The organism is Geobacillus sp. B4113_201601, assembly GCF_001587475.1.
In the GTDB taxonomy this organism is placed as follows: domain Bacteria; phylum Bacillota; class Bacilli; order Bacillales; family Anoxybacillaceae; genus Geobacillus; species Geobacillus icigianus.
The window spans coordinates 1-20,333 of record NZ_LQYX01000093.1 but is presented as its reverse complement, the minus strand read 5'-3'; the positions used below and the strand labels follow the sequence as shown (position 1 = coordinate 20,333).

17 protein-coding genes and 1 CRISPR repeat array are annotated in these 20,333 nt (G+C 50.9%); all 17 genes read right to left on the bottom strand.

Annotated features, from left to right (window positions below; translation table 11 throughout):
* Positions 1-3 precede the first annotated feature (3 nt).
* The 17 genes from B4113_RS13130 to B4113_RS13055 all read right to left on the bottom strand — a co-directional run bounded on the left by B4113_RS13130 (position 4) and on the right by B4113_RS13055 (position 20,252).
* Positions 4-330, bottom strand: coding sequence for an urease subunit beta (locus tag B4113_RS13130; protein WP_031409126.1), 327 nt, complete (start codon positions 328-330; stop codon positions 4-6).
* 43 nt (positions 331-373) lie between these two features.
* Complete coding sequence (gene ureA / locus B4113_RS13125) at positions 374-679, bottom strand: urease subunit gamma (RefSeq protein ID WP_033019110.1); 306 nt, start codon at positions 677-679, stop codon at positions 374-376.
* A gap of 80 nt (positions 680-759) precedes the next feature.
* Positions 760-1,461 carry an urea ABC transporter ATP-binding subunit UrtE gene (gene urtE, locus B4113_RS13120; protein ID WP_033019111.1) on the bottom strand — a complete coding sequence of 234 codons (702 nt, stop codon included), beginning with the start codon at positions 1,459-1,461 and terminating at the stop codon, positions 760-762.
* Positions 1,440-2,204 (bottom strand): urea ABC transporter ATP-binding protein UrtD, encoded by a 765-nt coding sequence (gene urtD / locus B4113_RS13115; protein WP_033019112.1) that lies wholly within the window; start codon positions 2,202-2,204, stop codon positions 1,440-1,442. Before urtD ends, urtE begins: the two co-directional genes overlap by 22 nt.
* Positions 2,179-3,237, bottom strand: coding sequence for an urea ABC transporter permease subunit UrtC (gene urtC / locus B4113_RS13110; protein WP_033019114.1), 1,059 nt, complete (start codon positions 3,235-3,237; stop codon positions 2,179-2,181). The genes urtD and urtC overlap by 26 nt, the downstream gene beginning before the upstream one ends.
* A 9-nt stretch (positions 3,238-3,246) precedes the next feature.
* On the bottom strand, positions 3,247-4,140 hold the full coding sequence (gene urtB / locus B4113_RS13105; RefSeq protein WP_197055021.1) for an urea ABC transporter permease subunit UrtB: 894 nt from the start codon (positions 4,138-4,140) through the stop codon (positions 3,247-3,249).
* A 61-nt stretch (positions 4,141-4,201) separates the two neighbouring features.
* The gene (urtA, locus tag B4113_RS13100) at positions 4,202-5,458 is read right to left on the bottom strand and encodes an urea ABC transporter substrate-binding protein (RefSeq protein ID WP_061912556.1); all 1,257 of its coding nucleotides are present in this window, start codon (positions 5,456-5,458) and stop codon (positions 4,202-4,204) included.
* A 433-nt stretch (positions 5,459-5,891) separates the two neighbouring features.
* Positions 5,892-6,896: a methyl-accepting chemotaxis protein gene (locus tag B4113_RS13095; protein WP_235598008.1), complete on the bottom strand. Its 1,005-nt coding sequence runs from the start codon at positions 6,894-6,896 to the stop codon at positions 5,892-5,894.
* Between the two features lie 30 nt (positions 6,897-6,926).
* Entirely contained in the window at positions 6,927-7,289 is a 363-nt protein-coding gene (locus tag B4113_RS20640) for a hypothetical protein (RefSeq protein WP_231559830.1), read from the bottom strand.
* A gap of 154 nt (positions 7,290-7,443) precedes the next feature.
* On the bottom strand, positions 7,444-8,793 hold the full coding sequence (locus tag B4113_RS13090) for a GntP family permease (protein ID WP_033843766.1): 1,350 nt from the start codon (positions 8,791-8,793) through the stop codon (positions 7,444-7,446).
* A 414-nt stretch (positions 8,794-9,207) separates the two neighbouring features.
* Positions 9,208-10,752, bottom strand: coding sequence for a gluconokinase (locus tag B4113_RS13085; RefSeq protein ID WP_033843765.1), 1,545 nt, complete (start codon positions 10,750-10,752; stop codon positions 9,208-9,210).
* Positions 10,753-10,769: 17 nt separating this feature from the next.
* Positions 10,770-11,786, bottom strand: coding sequence for a LacI family DNA-binding transcriptional regulator (locus B4113_RS13080; protein ID WP_033843764.1), 1,017 nt, complete (start codon positions 11,784-11,786; stop codon positions 10,770-10,772).
* Positions 11,787-12,504: 718 nt separating this feature from the next.
* Positions 12,505-12,642 carry a hypothetical protein gene (locus B4113_RS19935; protein WP_156102712.1) on the bottom strand — a complete coding sequence of 46 codons (138 nt, stop codon included), beginning with the start codon at positions 12,640-12,642 and terminating at the stop codon, positions 12,505-12,507.
* Between the two features lie 80 nt (positions 12,643-12,722).
* Positions 12,723-14,540: direct repeats of the CRISPR family, unit length 30 nt; unit sequence GTTTCAATCCCTCATAGGTACGATAAAAAC.
* A gap of 188 nt (positions 14,541-14,728) precedes the next feature.
* Positions 14,729-15,892: a mannitol-1-phosphate 5-dehydrogenase gene (locus tag B4113_RS13070; protein ID WP_033843762.1), complete on the bottom strand. Its 1,164-nt coding sequence runs from the start codon at positions 15,890-15,892 to the stop codon at positions 14,729-14,731.
* Positions 15,892-16,335: a PTS sugar transporter subunit IIA gene (locus B4113_RS13065; RefSeq protein ID WP_033843761.1), complete on the bottom strand. Its 444-nt coding sequence runs from the start codon at positions 16,333-16,335 to the stop codon at positions 15,892-15,894. Before B4113_RS13065 ends, B4113_RS13070 begins: the two co-directional genes overlap by 1 nt.
* Before the next feature lie 5 nt (positions 16,336-16,340).
* Complete coding sequence (locus B4113_RS13060; protein WP_033843760.1) at positions 16,341-18,434, bottom strand: BglG family transcription antiterminator; 2,094 nt, start codon at positions 18,432-18,434, stop codon at positions 16,341-16,343.
* 369 nt (positions 18,435-18,803) lie between these two features.
* The gene (locus B4113_RS13055) at positions 18,804-20,252 is read right to left on the bottom strand and encodes a PTS mannitol transporter subunit IICB (protein ID WP_033843759.1); all 1,449 of its coding nucleotides are present in this window, start codon (positions 20,250-20,252) and stop codon (positions 18,804-18,806) included.
* Between the last annotated feature and the right edge of the window lie 81 nt (positions 20,253-20,333).

Genomic DNA, 20,333 nt, shown 5'->3' with positions numbered 1-20,333 from the left:
CTCTTACTCTCCCTTCTTGCTGCCATCAAGCGGACCGTTGATCATATTGTTTAATCCGTACACCCGGCGTTCGCCGGAGAACGGAACAAGCTCTACTTGCTTCGCATCTCCGGGCTCAAAACGAACCGCTGTCCCGGCTGGAATGTTCAAATGCTTTCCATACGCCGCCTGCCGGTCAAATTCAAGAAATGCGTTGACTTCAAAAAAGTGAAAATGGGAACCAACCTGCACCGGGCGGTCGCCGCGGTTGATGACCGTCAGTTTCGTGACTGGTTTCTGCCGATTGCAAACAATCGGTTCGTCACGCAATCGATATTCTCCTGGGATCATAGGACCACTCCTTTATCCATCTTCATTGAATCGGCCGGCGTCGTTACGACCGGATCGGCTGATGGACGGTGACGAGTTTCGTACCGTCGGGAAACGTCGCTTCCACTTGAATCTCTTCAATCATGTCAGCGACGCCTTCCATCACATCGTCCTGCGTCAAAATCGTTGCGCCGTATTGCATCAGCTCCGCCACCGTCCGTCCGTCGCGGGCCCCTTCCAACAGCTCATACGTAATGAGCGCCACCGCTTCCGGATAATTTAGTTTCAATCCTCGTTCTTTCCGACGGCGCGCCAAATCAGCGGCCACGACGATCAACAGCTTTTCCTGTTCGCGCGGAGTCAGTTTCACTCATCTCTCCCCCTCTTAAATGCCCCCACCTATTCTCGCAGGTTCAAGAACTCTCTCATCGCTAACCCGCGGCCTGTGGCTTAAACAGCAAGAAACGATTGAATATAAGTCAAATCCGCCTCATCGACATCCCCCTTCGCCACGACAGTGCCGCCATCCAAAATATAGAAATGATCGGCACAAGAAAACGCCAGCTCCACGTTATGTTCGACCAACACGATGCCGACCTGCTTTTCTTCGGCGATTTTCATAATCACATCATGAATCAACTCAACGATCGACGGCTGAATGCCTTCCATCGGTTCATCAAGCAAGAGCAGTTTCGGCTCGCCGGCTAACGCGCGGGCGATGGCCAGCTGTTGTTGCTGTCCACCGCTTAAATCCCCTCCCTTTCGCTGGCGCATCTCTTTTAAGACTGGAAATAATGCATATATTTCCTCAAGGATCGGCTGAGGACGGACGTTCTCGGCCTGCGCTTCCAACCCGAGAAGGAGATTTTCTTCCACTGTCAGCGCAGAGAAAATTTCCCTCCCTTGCGGCACATAACCGATCCCTGCCCGCGCCCGCCGCTCCGGCGGCCATCGCGTGATATCTTCTCCTTCCCATTCGATCACGCCTGACATCGGGCGAATCAACCCGATGATCGTTTTCATCAACGTCGTTTTGCCGACCCCGTTTCTGCCTAACACCGCCGTCACCCGGCTGAGAGGAATGTCCATGCGAACTTGACCGAGCACAACACTTTCATCATAGCCAGCGGTTACATTCCGGAGACATAACATGCGTTTTTCCTCCTTCCAAGATACACATCGATGACTTGTTCGTTTTGCTGCACCTCATCAATCGAGCCTTCGCACAATACTTTTCCTTCATGCATCACCGTCACTTGTTTCGAATAGCGGCGGACAAAGTCCATATCATGCTCCACAATGATCACCGCACAATGTTCAGCAATTTCATGAAGCCATTCCCCCGTGCGCTCCCGTTCCGCTGCGCTCATGCCAGCAATCGGCTCATCCAATAGGAGAAGTTGCGGACGCTGAATCAGTTGCATGCCGATTTCCAACCACTGTTTTTGTCCATGAGACAGAGTGCCGGCTAAGCGATGGCGTTCATCAAGCAATCCCATTCTCTCTAGTTGGGCTGCCATGATCTCTTCCTCTTTTTCGGTCCGCTTCGCCCGCAAAACAGAACGCAGGCGCCGATCTTGACGAATGGCCAACTCCATATTTTCCCACACTGTCAAAAACGGAAAAATGGAAGGGCTTTGAAACTTCCGGGCAATCCCCATTTGCACGATCTCGTATTCCGGCTGTTTCGTGATGTCATGGGAGAAAAACATCACTCGACCGTCCGTCGCTCTCGTCCGTCCGCAAATGACATCGAGAAGTGTTGTTTTCCCCGCTCCGTTCGGGCCGATCAAAAACCGCACTTCATGAGGGTAAACGGTGAGATCAACACCTTGCAAAGCGCGGAATCCATCAAAGTCAACAATCACATCACGACACATCAACACGGGCTTCACGTTCATGCCCCCTTTTTGCTTTGATGCGAACAGCAACGAGCGATTCATAAATGCCCGCCAATCCTTTCGGCACGAATAACACAACAACGACAAACAGCGCGCCTAACAAAAGCAACCAGAGGTCGGGATAATTTTCGCTTAAAAAACTTTTCGCCGTGTTCATGACAATCGCGCCAACGATCGCGCCCATGAGCGAGTGGCGTCCGCCGACAGCCACCCATAACACCATTTCAATTGAAGGAATAATCCCCATCATCTCTGGGGAAATAAGCCCGACTTGCAGGACAAACAACGCTCCGGCCACCCCGGCAAAAGCTGCCGACAAACTATACACAAACACTTTATAGACGGTCGGATTGAATCCTAAAAAACGGACCCGGTTTTCCGCGTCGCGAATCGCGATGAGCACCTTCCCCAATCGTCCGGATGTTAAGCGGCGCGCCGCGACGAAAATGAGAGCGAGACAGATTGTTGTCAGCCAATACAAAACGATTTGCGTGAGCGGCGATGATAGCGAAAAACCAAATACAGTTGAAAAATTGGTCAAGCCGTTCGTTCCACCTGTCCATTCTTGCTTGCCGATAAACAATGTCACCAATACGACGACCACCGCCTGGGAGAGAAGAGAAAAATAGACGCCTTTAATCCGATTTTTAAATGTGAAATAGCTTAATAGCGCAGCTAGCAACGTAGGAAGAGCAATCGCGGCGGCAATGGCCACCATAGGATACGAAAACGGCTTCCAAAACCAAGGCAGTTCGCGTACACCGCTCCATTCCATAAAATCAGGCAAATGCCCTCGCGAAGCTTCGAGCTTCAAATACATTGCCATGCAATAAGCGCCTAATCCGAAGTACACCCCATGGCCAAGGCTCAAAATGCCGGTATAACCCCAAATGAGGGAGATGCCGACCGCCACGATGGCCAAGCAAAGAAATTTGCCGAGCAGGGACAAGCGAAACTCGGTCAAATAAAACGGCGCAAGAAACAAGGCGGCAAAAAACAGCCAGTATCCCCAACGTTGATTCACCATGCTCCCCCCTCAATCAAGCGACCGCGTTCTCACGTTAAGAAGACCGGATGGTTTCCATTGCAAGAACGCAATAATCAAAACGAACACAATGACTTTGGCCATAGTGGCGCTTGTGGAATACTCGACGAACGTCGAAATCAAGCCAATGCCAAATGCCCCCAGCAGCGTCCCGGCCAGTTTTCCTACTCCCCCTAAAATGACGACCATAAACGCATCGACAATATAGTAAGTGCCGATCGTCGGCCCGATCGGCCCAAGCAAGGTCAACGCGCATCCCGCCACTCCCGCCAATCCTGAACCGATGGCAAACGAGTAAGCATCGACCTTTTGCGTGGCAATGCCGAGGCAGGCCGCCATCGACCGGTTCATGGTAACAGCTTGAATGCGTCGCCCAGCTCGTGTTTTCATTAGATACAGATAGAGAAAGAAAACGATCGCCAACACAAGACAAAGAATAAACAACCGTTTATACGGAAACACCGCCCCGAACAAGCGGATTCCGCCATCCAGCCAGCTTGGCGGCACAACGGCCACGTTGGGCGCCCCAAAGATGAGGCGGGCCGTCTGCTGCAAAATCAAACTGATCCCCCATGTCGCTAACAAACTATCCAACGGACGGCGATACAAATGACGGATTAAACTTTTTTCCAACCCCCAGCCAAGCAGAGCGGCGATCAAAAATGACAACGGAATGGCGACGACAAAATACAGTCCTGCCGAGTGCGGCATATCGTTGGCAAACCATTGTTGGGTCACATAAGTTGTATACGCTCCGACCATCATCAATTCACCGTGTGCCATATTGATGACACCCATCAGCCCGAACGTAATCGCCAACCCTATGGCAATCAAAAGCAAAATTGAACCGTGGCTCAGCCCGTTGAATAATTGGTCAATGAACATCGCTATCCCCCTCTCGTATCGGTTGGGCGGGAAGGAAGGAAACTCCTTCCTTCCAAGTGAACTATTCACTTAATCCCTTCGCCCATGGGTAGCTCTTTAAATACGGATCTGGCTTCACCGGCTGGCCGGAATTCCATAACTCTTTGAATTGTCCGTCCGCTTGGATTTCGCCAATGCGCACCGTTTTCCATAGATGTTGCGTTTCCCCGTCAATTTTCACCGTTCCTTCCGGCGCCTTGTATTCAAGGCCGGCCGCAGCTTTTTTCACTTGATCCACATCAAAGGAACCGGCTTTTTTCACCGCTTCGGCCCATAAATGAACTGCTGTATACGCCGCTTCAATCGGATCATCAGTCACGCGGTCTTGTCCGTACTTTTGTTTATACTTTTGTACAAACGCCTTATTCTCCGGTGTATCGGTCGTCTGGAAATAGTTCCACACAGCCAAATGACCGGCCAACACATCCGGCCCGATCCCGCGGATTTCTTCTTCTGCGATGCTGACGGACATCACCGTCACGTCTTTCGGCGTGATGCCAGCGTCTTTCAACTGTTTGAAAAAGGCGACATTGCTATCGCCGTTGAGCGTATTGAAGACAACAGCCGGTTTCACTTGTTTGATTTTGCTGATAATGGTGCTATAATCGGTATGGCCGAGCGGCGTATATTCTTCACCGATCACTTGCCCGCCTTCGTCCTTCAGTTGAGCCTTGATGATTTTGTTCGCGGTCCGTGGAAAGACGTAATCCGACCCAAGCAAGAAAAACGTTTTGCCACGGTTTTTCAAGAGCCAACTAACCGCCGGAACGATTTGTTGATTCGTCGTCGCCCCGGTGTAAAAGATGTTCGGTGATGACTCCATTCCTTCATATTGCACCGGATACCAAAGCAGCCCGTTGTTTTGCTCCACAACCGGAAGCATCGCTTTGCGGCTCGCCGATGTCCAACCGCCAAAAATGGTGGCCACTCGATCTTTTTGTAACAGTTTTTTCGCCTTTTCGGCAAACGTCGGCCAGTCCGACGCCCCATCTTCCACAACCGGTTCAATTTTCTTGCCGAGCAGCCCTCCGGATGCATTGATTTGCTCGATCGCCATTAATTCGGCATCGCGCAGCGACACTTCACTGATGGCCATCGTTCCGCTCAGCGAATGGAGAATCCCTACTTTGACCGTATCGCCTTCTTTACTAGCCGAAGACGAATCCTTTTTGTTTTCGTTTTTTGCTTGATCCACAGCTGATGACGCCGCACAGCCACCAAGGGCAAAAACGCTGATGCAGAAAAGCAACCATAACTTGGGCATGAATTTTGGTTTCATTCGGACATCCTTCCCCCTTATTCATTTCTAAAAACCAATGATTCCTTATATTTCGTTAATCTAGGAAAGCGGCCTCCCTCCCTTGTTCCTCAAGGTGACGAGCGATATCCATTTTGTGTAAACCATCTTGAGGATGTATTCTTGATTAGCAGTGTAAGGCCTAGATATCATTGGTTCAACATCATTGTTATATTTCATGACATATTTTTGTTATATTTATTATCATAAAAGAACCCCCCTCTTGTTTCTAAAGTCATTCGGACTGGTAAAAAAACGGTTGTTCCTTTGGGCAATGGGGAGACGATCCTGATGCGATAAGGTTTTTTATTTGAGAAACAGGCTTGATAAGCAGCTTGCTCCCTTAAATCACCAGCCTCCTAAAAAAACAAAAAACACCCCAAAAAGGCACACATGCACCTTTTTGGGGCATCTCTCATTTCGAAAGCGCCAAATCCGCTCCGATGACTCCGACAATTTGACCGTTATGGTTCGCAATGGGAGCGGAAACCGTGGCACAAACACGTTTCGTCAATGCCGACACATACGGATCAGAAACGTACACTGTTCCTTTACTGGCTTCCTGAAACCACGACCGGACTTTGGCGTTGACCAATCCGGCTGGTGGATTCGAATAGACAAACGTGCCATCAAGACGATTCGACCAAACAGCCTCAAATTCTCCGTTCTGGGCTAAAAATTGGTCCAGTACCCGACAGTGGATGATCTCATCCATTTGTTCCAACGGAGCCGACTGAAGCAAAGCTGATAGTTTATGAATCGCGTTTTTTACGACTGCATCATCCACAAAAATCGTTTCTCTCATCCAATCACGTCCGACTGTTTGCTGCAGATCCTCCGCCGTCTTTTGCAACGCTTCGTGAATGCGCAAGATCTGCCTGACGTTCTCATGTTGTTCGTTCATATCCGCCGCCACCCGCTCGACAAACTGTTGATTTTCCTGGCTCAATTGCACAATTTCTTCAAGCAGGCCGACAATTTCTTCCACGCTATCCGACTGCCCGGATGCTGACTCGGCAGAAGAAGAGACGAGGTCCATCATATTATTCAGCTGCTGCTGCAATGAATGAAGGAACGTCATAATCGCTTCCATTTCTTTTTCTTCGACATCGATCTGCTTTGTTTCTTCACGAACGATATCGGTCGTCGCTGCGATTTCCCCTTGAATGAGCGACAAAATGTCCTGCGTTTGTTGAACCGCCTCCGATGTTTGATTGGCTAGCATGCCAATTTCACGCGCAACGACCGCAAACCCAAGTCCGTGTTCTCTGGCACGAGCCGCTTCTATGTTGGCGTTTAGCGATAAAATTCTCGTTTTTTGTGAAATCTCACCGATCGCCGATATAATTTGATTGATGCGTTGCGAATGATAAACAAGGTGGTCCATTTGTCTCAGCAATGTTTCATGGCGGGAGCGCAATGTTCGGATTTCCTTTTGCAGCGTTTCCAATTAATTCCATGAATGCATCCATTGTTCAGAAAACTGTCGGCTGCTTGCATGAATGTCGTTCGAAGATGTGGCAATTTCCTTAGCCGCTTCCTCGATGGCCCGCATTTTTTTCGCTACTTTCTCTGTATACTCGACTGTTTTTTCGCTATGGCTCATCAGCTCTGCCGCGCTGTTCTGGCTTGAATCGGAAATGTGACTTAGCGAAAGCGCCGCCAGTTTCATCTGTTCCATCACCGCCTTGAGCTGATCAACGGCCACCACAATTTGCCGAGCGATTTGGTTTCGTTCTTCACGCTTTTCCTCCTGCTCTGACCTAGCGGATTCACTCCTTGTTTTTCTCTCTGCACGCCTCGCAAAAATCAACTTTTGTCACTCCTTATGTAATGTTTTATTACATTATTATAACATAAAATAAATGAAAGGAATATGTCAAAACAAGCGACACCGACGAAAAATAAGGATGTCATAATGAAAGAGGGGTCTCGATCCTTTCGAGACACCCTCTTCCACTCTGTTGTTATAGAACCACATTCAACAGTAAGACGAACATAAACGCCACCACCGAAATAATCGTTTCCATCACTGTCCATGTCATGAGCGTTTCCTTGACCGTCATGCCGAAATATTCTTTGATCATCCAGAACCCGGAGTCATTGACATGTGACAAGATCAACGACCCAGCACCGGTCGCCAAAACGAGGAGCTCTGTGTTCGTTCCCGGGATGCTCGCAGCAATCGGTGCAACGATGCCGGCTGCGGTCATCATCGACACGGTCGCTGACCCGGTCGCCACGCGGATGAGAGCGGCGATGCCCCAGCCTAACAGGAGCGGGGATAAGTGCGAGTGTTTCGCCACCTCCGCGATTTGATTGCCGATGCCGGAATCGAGCAGCACTTTGTTGAACGCGCCGCCCGCTCCGATGACAAGCAAGATGTTTGCGACCGGACCGAGGCAGTCGTTGGCGAATTTCAGGACAGCGTCGCGGGTAAAGCCGCGGGCATAGCCTAGGCTAAAGAATGAATAAACCGTGGCGATCAACAGCGCGACGATCGGATCACCGATAAAGCGCAACACTTTCGCTGCTTCAGACTTTTGATCAAGCGTCACGTTGGCCACAGAAGCAATTAACATCAAAATAACGGGAAGCAAAATGGTAAACAGCGTATTTCCAAAGCCCGGAAGTTCACGCGCTTCTTTCTGCTGCACGAGCTGCTCAGCGATGTCGGCCGGCACGGATTTGTGTATGCGCGAGCCGATCCATTTGCCAAACAGCGGTCCAGCAATGATTGCCGTCGGCAGACCGACGATGATGGAATAAAGAATCGTCTTTCCGACATCTGCTTTAAAGATGCCGACAGCCGCCATCGCCGCCGGGTGCGGCGGGACGAGGCCGTGCACCACCGATAAACCGGCGACAAGCGGAATGCCGATCGTCACAAGCGAGATGCCCGTCTCGATTGCGATCGTAAAGACGAGTGGAATGAGGAGCACAAATCCGACTTGGAAAAAGACCGGAATCCCGACTAAAAAGGCGACGACCATCATCGCCCAATGGACGCGTTTTTGGCCAAACCGATTGATTAACGTTTTCGCAATGCGCTCCGCACCGCCCGACTCAGCCATCATTTTGCCGAGCATCGTCCCAAGCGCCAAGACGATCGCTAAAAAGCCGAGCGTATTGCCAAGCCCTGCTTTAATCGAGTCGATGATCCCTGGTGTTTCCGGCGACGGGGCAATGAGCGGCATCCCCATCGCCAGCCCGACACCGACGGAAACGGAAATGAGTGCAACAAACGGATGCATTTTCGCTGCGGTAATCAATAACAATAAAACAATAATGGCGGCAATGACAATGGCAATTCCCATGACTTGTTCCCCCTTGTATTCGTCTATTTGAGAAAGCGGTGAAAAACAGCGGTTTCTCCCAATCCATAAGCGTCCATTATGCAAAGAAGAACCGTTGTTGCAAGGTTTTTTCGATTGGAGAAAACGATCCGCCGGAAAAGCGGTATACGCTATGTCATCACCATTTATTGATTGACTCTTCGACCATCGTTTCTTCTTGAGTGATGTGCTCACGTGGCAGGTGCGCAACCATCAAGGCTGAGGTTTCATCCTGCCGACGCTCTTCACCCCCTTTCCTTTTCTCAACATCTCGAATCAATCGATTTCGCTCAGGGAGCAAGCGTTTTCAACAAGAAGTAAACGAGGCCGCACGTTCTCCTAAATCGATTTAGGAGCAGCCGATGCTTCCTAAACCGATTTAGGTGACTGCACCTGTTACCCTCCTCGCCGCTGAAACGCCGCGATGATGTCAAACTCTTCTTTTAAGCGCTCATACAAGCGGGTGTATAAATCAAACAGCTCAGCGTAAATCAGCGTATGTTCTTCCTTCGGTTCATGACGGGCGGTCGTGTCCATCCACGTTTTCACCATTTCCAAAGATGGCAGTTCCCCTAACGCGTGCAGCGCCACCGCTGCCGCTCCCAGCGCCGACGCCTCATGCGTCTGCGGCACAATGAGCGGTTTGCCGAGCATATCGGAAAGCATTTGCCGCCAAAACGGCGATTTCGCAAAGCCTCCGGAGACGCGGATTTCGGTCATTGGCCCGGTGACATCGCGGATCGCGAGCGCTACCGATACGATGCTGAAGCAGACACCTTCCATCACCGCCCGAATCAAATGTTCGCGCCGATGGTGAAGGCCAAGGCCAAAAAACGTTCCGCGCGCGTTCGCGTTCCAATACGGCGCCCGCTCACCTGATAAAAACGGCAAAAACACCAATCCTTCCGCTCCGGGTGCGACGCGTTCGGCATATTTCGTCAATAAGTCGTACGGATCAATGCCGAGCTTTTTCGCCACTTCCCGCTCTTGAGCGCCAAACTCGTCGCGCAGCCAGCGAAGCAAAATGCCGCCGTTGTTCGTCGGTCCGCCAACGACCCAATAGCTAGGCGTCAACGCATAACAAAACGTCCGCCCTTTTTCATCGGTCGTCGGGGCAGCGGCGATCGTCCGCACCGCTCCGCTCGTCCCGATCGTAATGGCTGCCTCACCCGGAAGCACCGCGCCGACACCGATGTTGGCCAGCACGCCGTCACTTGCGCCGATGACGACCGGCACATCAGCGGATACCCCCATTTTATCCGCCCATTCTTTCTTCATCCCTTGCAAGACGTATGTCGCTGGGACTAAACGCGGCAACCGCTCGCGGCTTATGCCAAGAAACGAAAGCACGTCCTCATCCCAATCGAGCGTATCGAGGCGGAACAACCCGGTCGCTGAAGCGAGCGAATGGTCAGCGATATAATCGCCATATAAGCGGTAAAGCACATAATCTTTCACAGAGACAAACCAGCGGGCTTGCCGAAACACATCCGGCTGCTTCTCTTTCAACCAAAGCAGTTTCGGCAACGGAGACATCGGATGGATCGGCGTTCCCGTCCGCCGATAAATGTCAAGACCGTTGTTCTCTTTCAGCAGCCGCTCCGCTTGGGCGACGCTGCGGTTATCGGCCCAAATGAGTAAACGAGTAAGCGGCCGCCCCGATTCGTCAAGCGCCATAATCGAGTGCATCGCCGCACTCAACCCAATCGCTTTCACCTGCTCGGGACGAATCCGATGGCGGATCGTCACCGCCCCGACGGCTTGAATGACTGCCGCAAACAGCTCTTCCGGATCTTGTTCGGCAAAGCCCGGATGCGGCTGGATGATCGGATAATCAACGGCATAGGAAGCCAACACCCGACCACATTCGCCGAAAACGACCGCTTTCGTGCTAGTCGTCCCGATATCGATGCCAATGACCACCTGTTCATGGATCATCACCGTTTCTCCTCCTTTCCTCAAGCCTTTTCCCGTCTAATCGATGTCCGTTCCTTCAGTATCGGAGAGAAACGAAACACGTGCGGTTTGCCCGACCGTTTCCGATCGATTTGTAAAAATACCTGCTCAGCTGCCTTTTTCCCCATCGCAAACGTCGGCTGGGCGATCGTCGTTAGCGCTGGCGTGTAAATATCGGCAAAGGGCACATCGTCGATGTTGATGATCGCCAGCTCATCCGGCATGCGCACACCCGCCTCCTTGACAAACCGTAAAACGCCCATCAATGTCAAGTCGTTAATCGCAAACAAGGCGTTGGGCCGTTGGGACTCAGCAAACCGTTTTTTCAGTTCCCGAGGCAGTACGGCCGGATCAGCGGCGATGACATTCCTATCGTCAATGTCAAACCCTCTTTTCGCCATCGCCGCCCGAAACCCTGCAAACCGTTCCATCCGCGGCACGTTGTAAGGAACGAGCGGCGGGGTGACAATGGCGATGCGGTCATAACCGCCCGCTGCTAAATAATCAACCGCCATCTCCGCTGCGCCAAAGTTGTCTAACAGCACGCTGTCCGCCTCGACTCCCGGCACCATCCGGTCAACAAAGACGAGCGGAAACCGCTCGGCGGCAAGGCGTTGGTAAACGTCTTCATTTTTCCCCGTGGGAAAGACGATCAACCCGTCGACCTGTTTCGCCAGCAGCATCTCGATATATGTTCTCTCTTTTTCCGGATCATCGCCGGAGTTGGAGACAATGACTTGAAAGCCGCGTTTTTGGCACTCTTCTTCAATCGCGTGCAGCACTTGCGTCGTCAACATATGAAGCATATTAAAAACGATCACGCCAATGGTCGCCGTCGTTTTTTGTTTCAAACTGCGAGCGATCACGTTCGGCTGATAGCCAAGTTCCTCAATCGCCTCGGCGATGCGCTTTCTCGTTTCCTCGCTCATATACTCGTAGCGTTTGTTCAAATATTGCGAAACCGTGCTTTTGGAAACGTTGGCCAATTTCGCGACATCGGCCATCGTGACTTTTTTCAACAGCGATCCCTCTCTTGCCCTAAATCGATTTAGTTCCCAAAACGCTTTCATAAACCGGTTTAGCTTTATTATAAACCAAATGAAAGCGGTTTACAATACTTCTTCGTAAAATTCCCTTGATTTTCGTCCTCGCGCTGGAAAACATACAGGCTTGTATTATGATGTTTCCGTTCGCCGAAAGCAATACTGGCGCAAACACGCAAATTTTCTCACATCCATTGGCAATCAAACAAAAAGGAGACATAAACCCGACTCCTTGGTTAGAATCGATGTACCACTGACTCCTAAAGACTCATGTCTTAGAATTGATAAGCACATCTTCAATGAATCCACCCATTTTCCATGATGTTACCGGCCGAAGAGACAGGGTGTCCCGGTCGCCTTGGGGCACCCCAAAGCGACTGCCACGAGCAAATCAGCGGCATTTCACCCAAAAAAGCTGATTTCGCAAAGCTTCTCTAATTGAAAAACAGATGAAATAGCAAGATTTTGTACGAAATCACGATCTTCTAGGAGGCCGGTGAAAAACCGCTGATCCCCTTCATCAATGGGAGAATGATTGAAAAACAGGCCCGATCCAACAAGGTTTTTCTAATTGAGAAATGACACTGCAAATCCGTATACACCCTTAAATCTCCGGCCTCCTAGAGGCAGGTAATTTAACAGGAAATGCTGCTCTCCAACATTGTTTCTCAAACTGCAAAACCTTGCAACGTCATTATTTTGTTTCTTGTAATTTCTCACCAATCGAGCGAATCTGTTGTTTTTTATCAACATCGAGCTCAAGACGGATGAGCAGGCGCAAAACCTCTTCGAAAAATGTGGACAGCAGCTCTTTGAAAAACCAGTCGCCCACTCCACGTTTTCTTTATTTCCATCCCTCATCGATACAATAAATCCCGTAGAAAAAGATGATCAACGATCATGGAGGAATTGTTTCATTTCCCTAATAGGTACGATAAAAATGATGCCTTGCGCGTGCAAACGCATGAATTTTCCAAGTTTCAATCCCTCGTAGGTACGATAAAAACTTGGAGAAAAAAATTGCAAGAAGTAACCGAATACGGACGTTTCAATCCCTCATAGGTACGATAAAAACGCATGGAGAAGAAAACAGTGGCCAAGGCGTATGTGTGTTTCAATCCCTCATAGGTACGATAAAAACAATATTCATACGCGCACCATTGTTCCCGGTGGATCACGTTTCAATCCCTCATAGGTACGATAAAAACTGAGATTGATGTCGTTTAGGTTGTTGAATGTTTCGAGTTTCAATCCCTCATAGGTACGATAAAAACTGTGGGGCGGGAGGGCTGTCTAATAAACATCTGAGGTTTCAATCCCTCATAGGTACGATAAAAACCCTGCCATTATTGAACCTCCTTCGCTTTCCATTCGCTGTTTCAATCCCTCATAGGTACGATAAAAACAAGATTAAATCAGCAAATATCGGCGATGTTCATTAGTTTCAATCCCTCATAGGTACGATAAAAACTGGTGAGAACCCAGCGAATTTTCCGGCCGAACCGGAGTTTCAATCCCTCATAGGTACGATAAAAACAAATTGAGCAGTCTAATTCAGGTAAGTTGTCTGAGCTTTGTTTCAATCCCTCATAGGTACGATAAAAACATCTATGCCGGGACAGTTAGGGCCTGTCGCGCGGCGGTTTCAATCCCTCATAGGTACGATAAAAACCTGAAAGTGGCACGCCTTGTGAAACGTACCAATCGGTTTCAATCCCTCATAGGTACGATAAAAACTCTAATTTAGAATGGGTAAGTGGTTCAGAAAATCTAGTTTCAATCCCTCATAGGTACGATAAAAACAAAAAAGAATGGAGGGAAAGAAAATGAAAGTTGTGTGTTTCAATCCCTCATAGGTACGATAAAAACGAGTTTCGTGATCATGACAAGATCAAAATGAAAGGGTTTCAATCCCTCATAGGTACGATAAAAACGAATTTCAGCCCCACGGAAAACAACCGTGGGGAGCGTTTCAATCCCTCATAGGTACGATAAAAACCCAACCGACGCCTGGCAGTTGGCGATCACTTCTGACTCATGTTTCAATCCCTCATAGGTACGATAAAAACGAATTAGGAGGGATAGCATCCCTTCAAGATATTTAGTTTCAATCCCTCATAGGTACGATAAAAACAAAGAGCGAGGAGGAACAACTCTTTGGCGACGCACTGGTTTCAATCCCTCATAGGTACGATAAAAACATATCGGCGTGGACTTGTCTAAAAAGATCGACTTGAGTTTCAATCCCTCATAGGTACGATAAAAACAATGTACGTTTTCCGAAACGACGAAGTTCTCCATTTGTTTCAATCCCTCATAGGTACGATAAAAACATGGCGACTCTCCAGAAACTATTGCGAAAGAAAAACGTTTCAATCCCTCATAGGTACGATAAAAACTGTTTATGAACCATTGCGTAAGTATGAGTTGCAAAGGTTTCAATCCCTCATAGGTACGATAAAAACCTGATTTGAGAGCTGGCAAACGTCCGCCGCAACAAGGTTTCAATCCCTCATAGGTACGATAAAAACGACAGGAGAGCCGACAGGCGAGACAAAGACCAATTGTTTCAATCCCTCATAGGTACGATAAAAACGCTACGGTGGCAGTGTATTCGCGGCGGCGGGCATTTAGTTTCAATCCCTCATAGGTACGATAAAAACTCTTGCAACGGACCATTCATCGATTTCATTCCCTCGAGTTTCAATCCCTCATAGGTACGATAAAAACCCAAACAAAGCCCGTGAAATCAGGTGTTTCCGTTGGCAGCTGTTTTCAGAATATCATGTTTCAAAAATTGTGTCAATTTCTTTTTCCTTCGGTAGCTGGAAGGTGGGGCGCTTTCAACGGTTGTCGTCGACCCCCGGGGGTTTTTGCACGATTGGAGGTCGACGACAGAATATAAGAGATCTCCGAGTTTAACGCAAATCCATTTGTTTCATTTGAGCATATTCTTCCTTCACCGCCACGACGAGCGGATGGTCATGCTCCAGTCCCGCGTATTGCCGAAGCGCGCCTTCGACACCGCTTTGTTCAATCGTTTGCTGGAGAGCAGCAGCTTCGGCATCGCTAGGCTCATCAAACCGCAAGAGCGCGGCGATGCCTTTGACAAGCCCGGACGGGACGCTGTCGAATAAAGTGTAATATTGCACAGCCGGAGCGATGAGCCGGTCGTTCGGCCCGAGCTTGCGGATCGGTGAACGGGCGACGCGGACGATATCATCGGAAAGGGACGGATTGATGAAACGCCCGATCGTCGTTTCGATATAGGAACGGTGCTCTTCTTCATTCCATCCGTGCTTTTTCACTAAGACAGCTCCCGACTCACCGAGCGCCTGCTCGACACTCGTCCGGATGCCGCTGTCTTTCATGGCTTCCTGAACCGTTTGGTATTGTTTTTGATAGCCTAAATAGGCGGCCAACGCGTGGCCGGTATTGACCGTAAACAATTTGCGCTCGATATACGGCCCTAAGTCAGCGACAAAATGCGCCCCTTGAATCGGCGGAACGGCGCCGATGACGTTTCGTGTTTCAATCGCCCATTCAAAAAACGGCTCGACCGTCACCGCGAGCGGATCATCGCTCGTTTGGTTTGGAACGATGCGGTCGACGGCGCAATTGAGAAAACCAACGTGTTCATCTGCCAGCTGTCGCCCAGCCGCGGAAAGATGGGCAAAGACGTGTGTTTTCAACGTTTCCGTGCCGCCGATCATGTTTTCACAGGCAATGACGTGAAGCGGCTGCTGATGAACCGTGAAGCGCCGCTCGAGCCCAGCGGCGATGACTGGCGCAATGGCCGGCAAAATGTGCGGGCCGACCGCAGTTGTCACGAGGTCGGCGGCCGCGATCGCCTCCATGACATGTTCCCGTTCCGTTTGGCTGTTGAGAGCGGAAACGCCGCGCACCCACTGTTCTTCCTGCCGTTCGCCGGCAACGATGACGCGATACGCTCCCCGCTCCTTCAACAAACGGACGATTTGTTCGTTGACATCGACAAACACGACCTGATATCCCGACGCCGCCAGTAGGCTGCCGATAAAGCCGCGGCCGATGTTGCCGGCGCCGAAGTGGACGGCCCGCATTAGCCGTTCACCTCATGAAGCAGCGCAAGAATTTCCTCGGCCGTTTTGGCGTTCGCCATGGCGGCGACATGGTCCGCTTCCGCGCAAACAAGCGCCAGTTTCGAAAGAATATCTAAATGTTCCCCGTCTTTGCCGGCAATGCCGATGACGATCATTGCCTCGTTGCCGCCGCCAAAGTCAACACCGCCCGGAACTTGCACGATCGAAATGCCGGAATGCCTAACGAGCGATTTCGCTGCTTCCGTTCCGTGCGGGATGGCGACGCTGTTGCCGATATAGGTGGAGGTCAGTTCCTCCCGCTCCAGCATCGCGTCCACATAGGCTGGATCAACATACCCCTGCTTGACGAGCACGTCGCCGGCTAGGCGAATGGCTTCTTCTTTCGTTTTTGGTTGTGCATTTAGCACAATGTTTTCTTTGTTTAAAATTGAATGGGTCAACATACATTTCACTCCTTCGCCGATGTCCAATAATGATCAAAAAATTGTTCCAAGTGGGTGCTAATGAGCGAATACACTTGTTCCTCATCGCCGTGCGCCAAGACGGTGATGCTTTGCTCATCTTTGACTAACAGCGCGCTGATATGGCTTAAAACAGCAAGCGTCTCCTCGTCTGCATCAGCAGGGCCAAGAAGCAGCACAACAGTGTTGATTTCCATCGGGTTCCCGTCCATGCCTGCCACCGTCTGCGGCTCATCAAGCCGATACATCGTCAGCGAAGGGCGAAGGACCGCGAAGCTGCGGGCGTGATAAAGCGCGAGCGACGTGCCAGGGACGCCGAGCCCGCCAAGCGACTCCCGCCGCCGCAGCTCCCCGATGACGGCTTCGGCATCGACGATGACGCCGCTTTGTTCAAGCCGGCGGCAAGCGTCGGACAAGAGCCCGTGAACGGTGCAGTGCTTAACGACCCGCAGCGAAAATCCTTCTAACATGCCGATGATCGTCTCACTGATGCGCCTGATGGCTTTCATCGTTTTCAGCGTCTGTCGGTTAGGCTGTGCGTCTTGCCCGCGTTCTACTGGTTTCGCCACAGCGGCCGATTTTCGCGCTAAAAACGCGCGGATCGCCCGCGCTTCTTCCTCCCGCAACATCGGGCTGACGATGAAATACGGGCCGTGTTCCTCCGCAAGCGGCACGGTGGAAATGATGAGGTCGTACGCGCTTACGTCTTTCGTTTTCCATTCAAACACGGACGCTTGTTCGATGACAGCGATGTCCGGAATCTCTTTCTTCAGCCTTGTCGCCAAAATTTTTGCCGTCCCGAGCCCGCTTGAACAAATGACGAGCGCCCGCCAGCCTTTTTTCTCGCGCATGAGTGCAGCCGCAAAATGAAGCACTAAATAGCCGATCTCCTCCTCCGGCACCGGAACATCGCCAAACAGCTGCTTCGTTCCGGCGGCGACAATCGCAAACAGTTCCGCGTAGTCTTGCTTAATTGGATCAAGCAGCGGGTTGGCGACCCCCATCCCGTGTTCTAGTCGGTATAAGGCCGGTTTCAAGTGAACGACGAGATCTTCGTATAGCGCCCGGTCGGCGGACAGATCGACACCGAGCTCGCGGCTGACGAAACGAATGAGCTGCTGCGCTTTCATACCGATGGCCAAACTCGGCTCCTCCATCACCATTCCTTGGCGGCTGCGCCATTTCGCTCCCATTAAGTGCATCGTCATATAGCCGATCTCTTCTTTGGGGATGTCAATGCCAAACGCTCTTTCTAACGATTCGGCCAGCGCTTCCGCAATTTCATACTCTCTCGTCGCCTGAAGCGCCTGCAAATCACGCGGGTCGAAATGAATCGCTTCCCCCCGTCTGATGCGCTCGATGGCGAGCGCCAAATGGACGACGAAGGCGATGTACGAACTGTCGGCCATCGTAAACGGGAACGTTTCTTTCACCTGCGCGATTTGTTGTTCAATGACGGCCAACTTTTTCCGGTCGACCAGCCCGAGCAGTTTTTCCGCCACCGTATCGAGTGGGTCGTCCGGCCGTCTCTGGATCGTCTCTTTCATCAGCGCCAAAAATTCGTGTTCATCGACATGGCGAAATAGCAGTTCGCCAATGAGGCGCCGTTTCGCCGATTCAGAACCGGTAAGCTCGACGCCGTACCCGCGCTTGCGAATGAGCGAAAGCCCGTACGCTTCAACCGTTTTCTCCAGTTTATCCAAATCCAAGCTGACCGTAGCGACCGTAACGTTTAGGTCATTCGCCAATGAGACGAGTTTCACCGGCTCGTCTGCTTCCAACAAGGCGATTAAAATCATCAGCTGCCGCTCTTCCGGCGTATATTCACGATGAGAAAGATGAAGCAGCTCTACAGCCAGCGCCTGCTTCTGTTTCTTTTCCCCGATAACACGAATGCCGACTCCCGCTTTTTTCACCAACTCGAGCCCGTAGCGCCGCAAAACGGACTCAAGGCCTTGCAAATCACGGTGGATCGTGCGGACGCTGACATTCAGCTCCTCAGCCAGTTCGCCGACCGTCATTTCCCGTTCATCGGCCAACAAACGCTCAAGCAGCTTTCGCTCCCGTGCCGATACGTACATCGCTGTTCACCTCCGATCCTAGGGCCATACTGTTGACACGTTTAAAATGTTTGATCTTCTTTCCATTTCTTATTGTAAGGGCTTTTTTCTTGATGTGACAATGAATAGATGTTTCGTTTTCGTCATTGTTATTGTTGACAGTTTTTAATTGGTCATACGTTCCGTTGTTCCAGACGCATGACCGCCTACGACAAAGATAGGGGCAGATCCACGGCCGAGCTCATCAGCACGGTCAAAGACAAATCCGGGCGGGAGCCTTCACCAATGACATCTTCCCACCGCCTGCGCCAACGGGAGACGCAGAGAACTTCTTCTGTTTCTGATGAAAAAACGCAGGGGACCATGACTCCCCTGCGTTCTATTCAAGATTTAGGCATTCTTTTTCAATTGCTCGATCAACTCATCGTATTTCGGGCTGTTGAGGAAGTTTTCCACCGACACATGATACGCGTTCGGCAGTTTCGCTTTCGCCCGGTCGGTTAAATTTTGGTGGGTGACGACAATATCGGCGTCGGCCGGCAGCTGATTGATCGCCGTGTTCGTGACTTCAATATCAAGGCCGGCTTTTTGTACTTTATTGCGCAAAATCGATGCTCCCATCGCACTCGACCCCATTCCCGCATCACAGGCAAACACAATTTTTTTCACCCGGCTAGGAACGGCTTGAGCCACCGCTGGCGAAGCCGCTTCATTTTGTTGCAGCGCGGCAGCGACTTGGCTCTTTTTCCCTTTCAGCTGCTCCATTTTCTCCGCCGCTTTCGCCAAATCTTCTTCCTCTTCGTTTTGCCTCGCCGCTTTTAAGAAAACCGACGCGACAAGGAACGACACCGCTGCGGCGACGAACACACCAGCGAGCACGCCGAGGTAATTTCCTTTTGGCGTCATCGCAAGCAAGGCAAAAATGCTTCCCGGCGACGGCACAGCCACCAGCCCGGCATGGAATACCGTAAACGTGAACACTCCGCTCACTCCACCGGCCATCGCCGCCAAAATCAAGATCGGACGCATGAGAATGTACGGGAAGTAAATTTCATGAATCCCGCCTAAGAAATGAATAATCACCGCCCCTGGCGCCGACTGTTTCGCCATCCCTTTGCCAAACAGCCAGTACGCCAGCAAAATGCCAAGTCCTGGCCCAGGGTTCGTTTCCAACAGGAACAAAATCGATTTCCCGGTTTGCGCTGCCTGTTCGACGCCGAGCGGGCTTAAAATCCCATGGTTGATCGCGTTGTTCAAGAACAGCACTTTCCCCGGCTCGATGAAAATGTTCGCCAGCGGCAACGAGTGCCAAGCGATAATTTTTTCGACCCCTGCCGCTAATGTTTGGCTAATCAAAGAAATGATCGGGCCCACCCCTTTAAAGGCGAGCAACGTCAACACGCCGCCGACAATCCCGGCCGAGAAGTTGTTGACAAGCATCTCGAACCCTTGTTTCACTTTTCCTTGGAAGAGGCCGTCCACTTTTTTGATCACATAGCCGCCGAGCGGCCCCATGATCATCGCGCCTAAAAACATCGGGATTTCCGAACCGACGATGACCCCCATCGTCGCTGTCGCCCCGACGACACCGCCGCGGACGTCGTACACCATTTTGCCGCCCGTATACCCGATCAATAGCGGCAACAAGTACGTAATCATCGGCCCGACCAGCTTGGCAAACGTCTCATTCGGCCACCAGCCGGTCGGGATAAATAACGCCGTGATCAACCCCCAGGCGATAAACGCTCCGATGTTTGGCATAATCATGCCGCTCAAATAACCACCAAACCGTTGAACCTTCACACGGAAGCTTGTTTCGTTTCCGGTTGTATGCGTCATAAGTCTGTTCCTCCCTCTAGAAATGTTGATTTATCAAGGCTTTTCGGCCCCTCAGGGGTGTCCAAAAAATATTTTTCGACA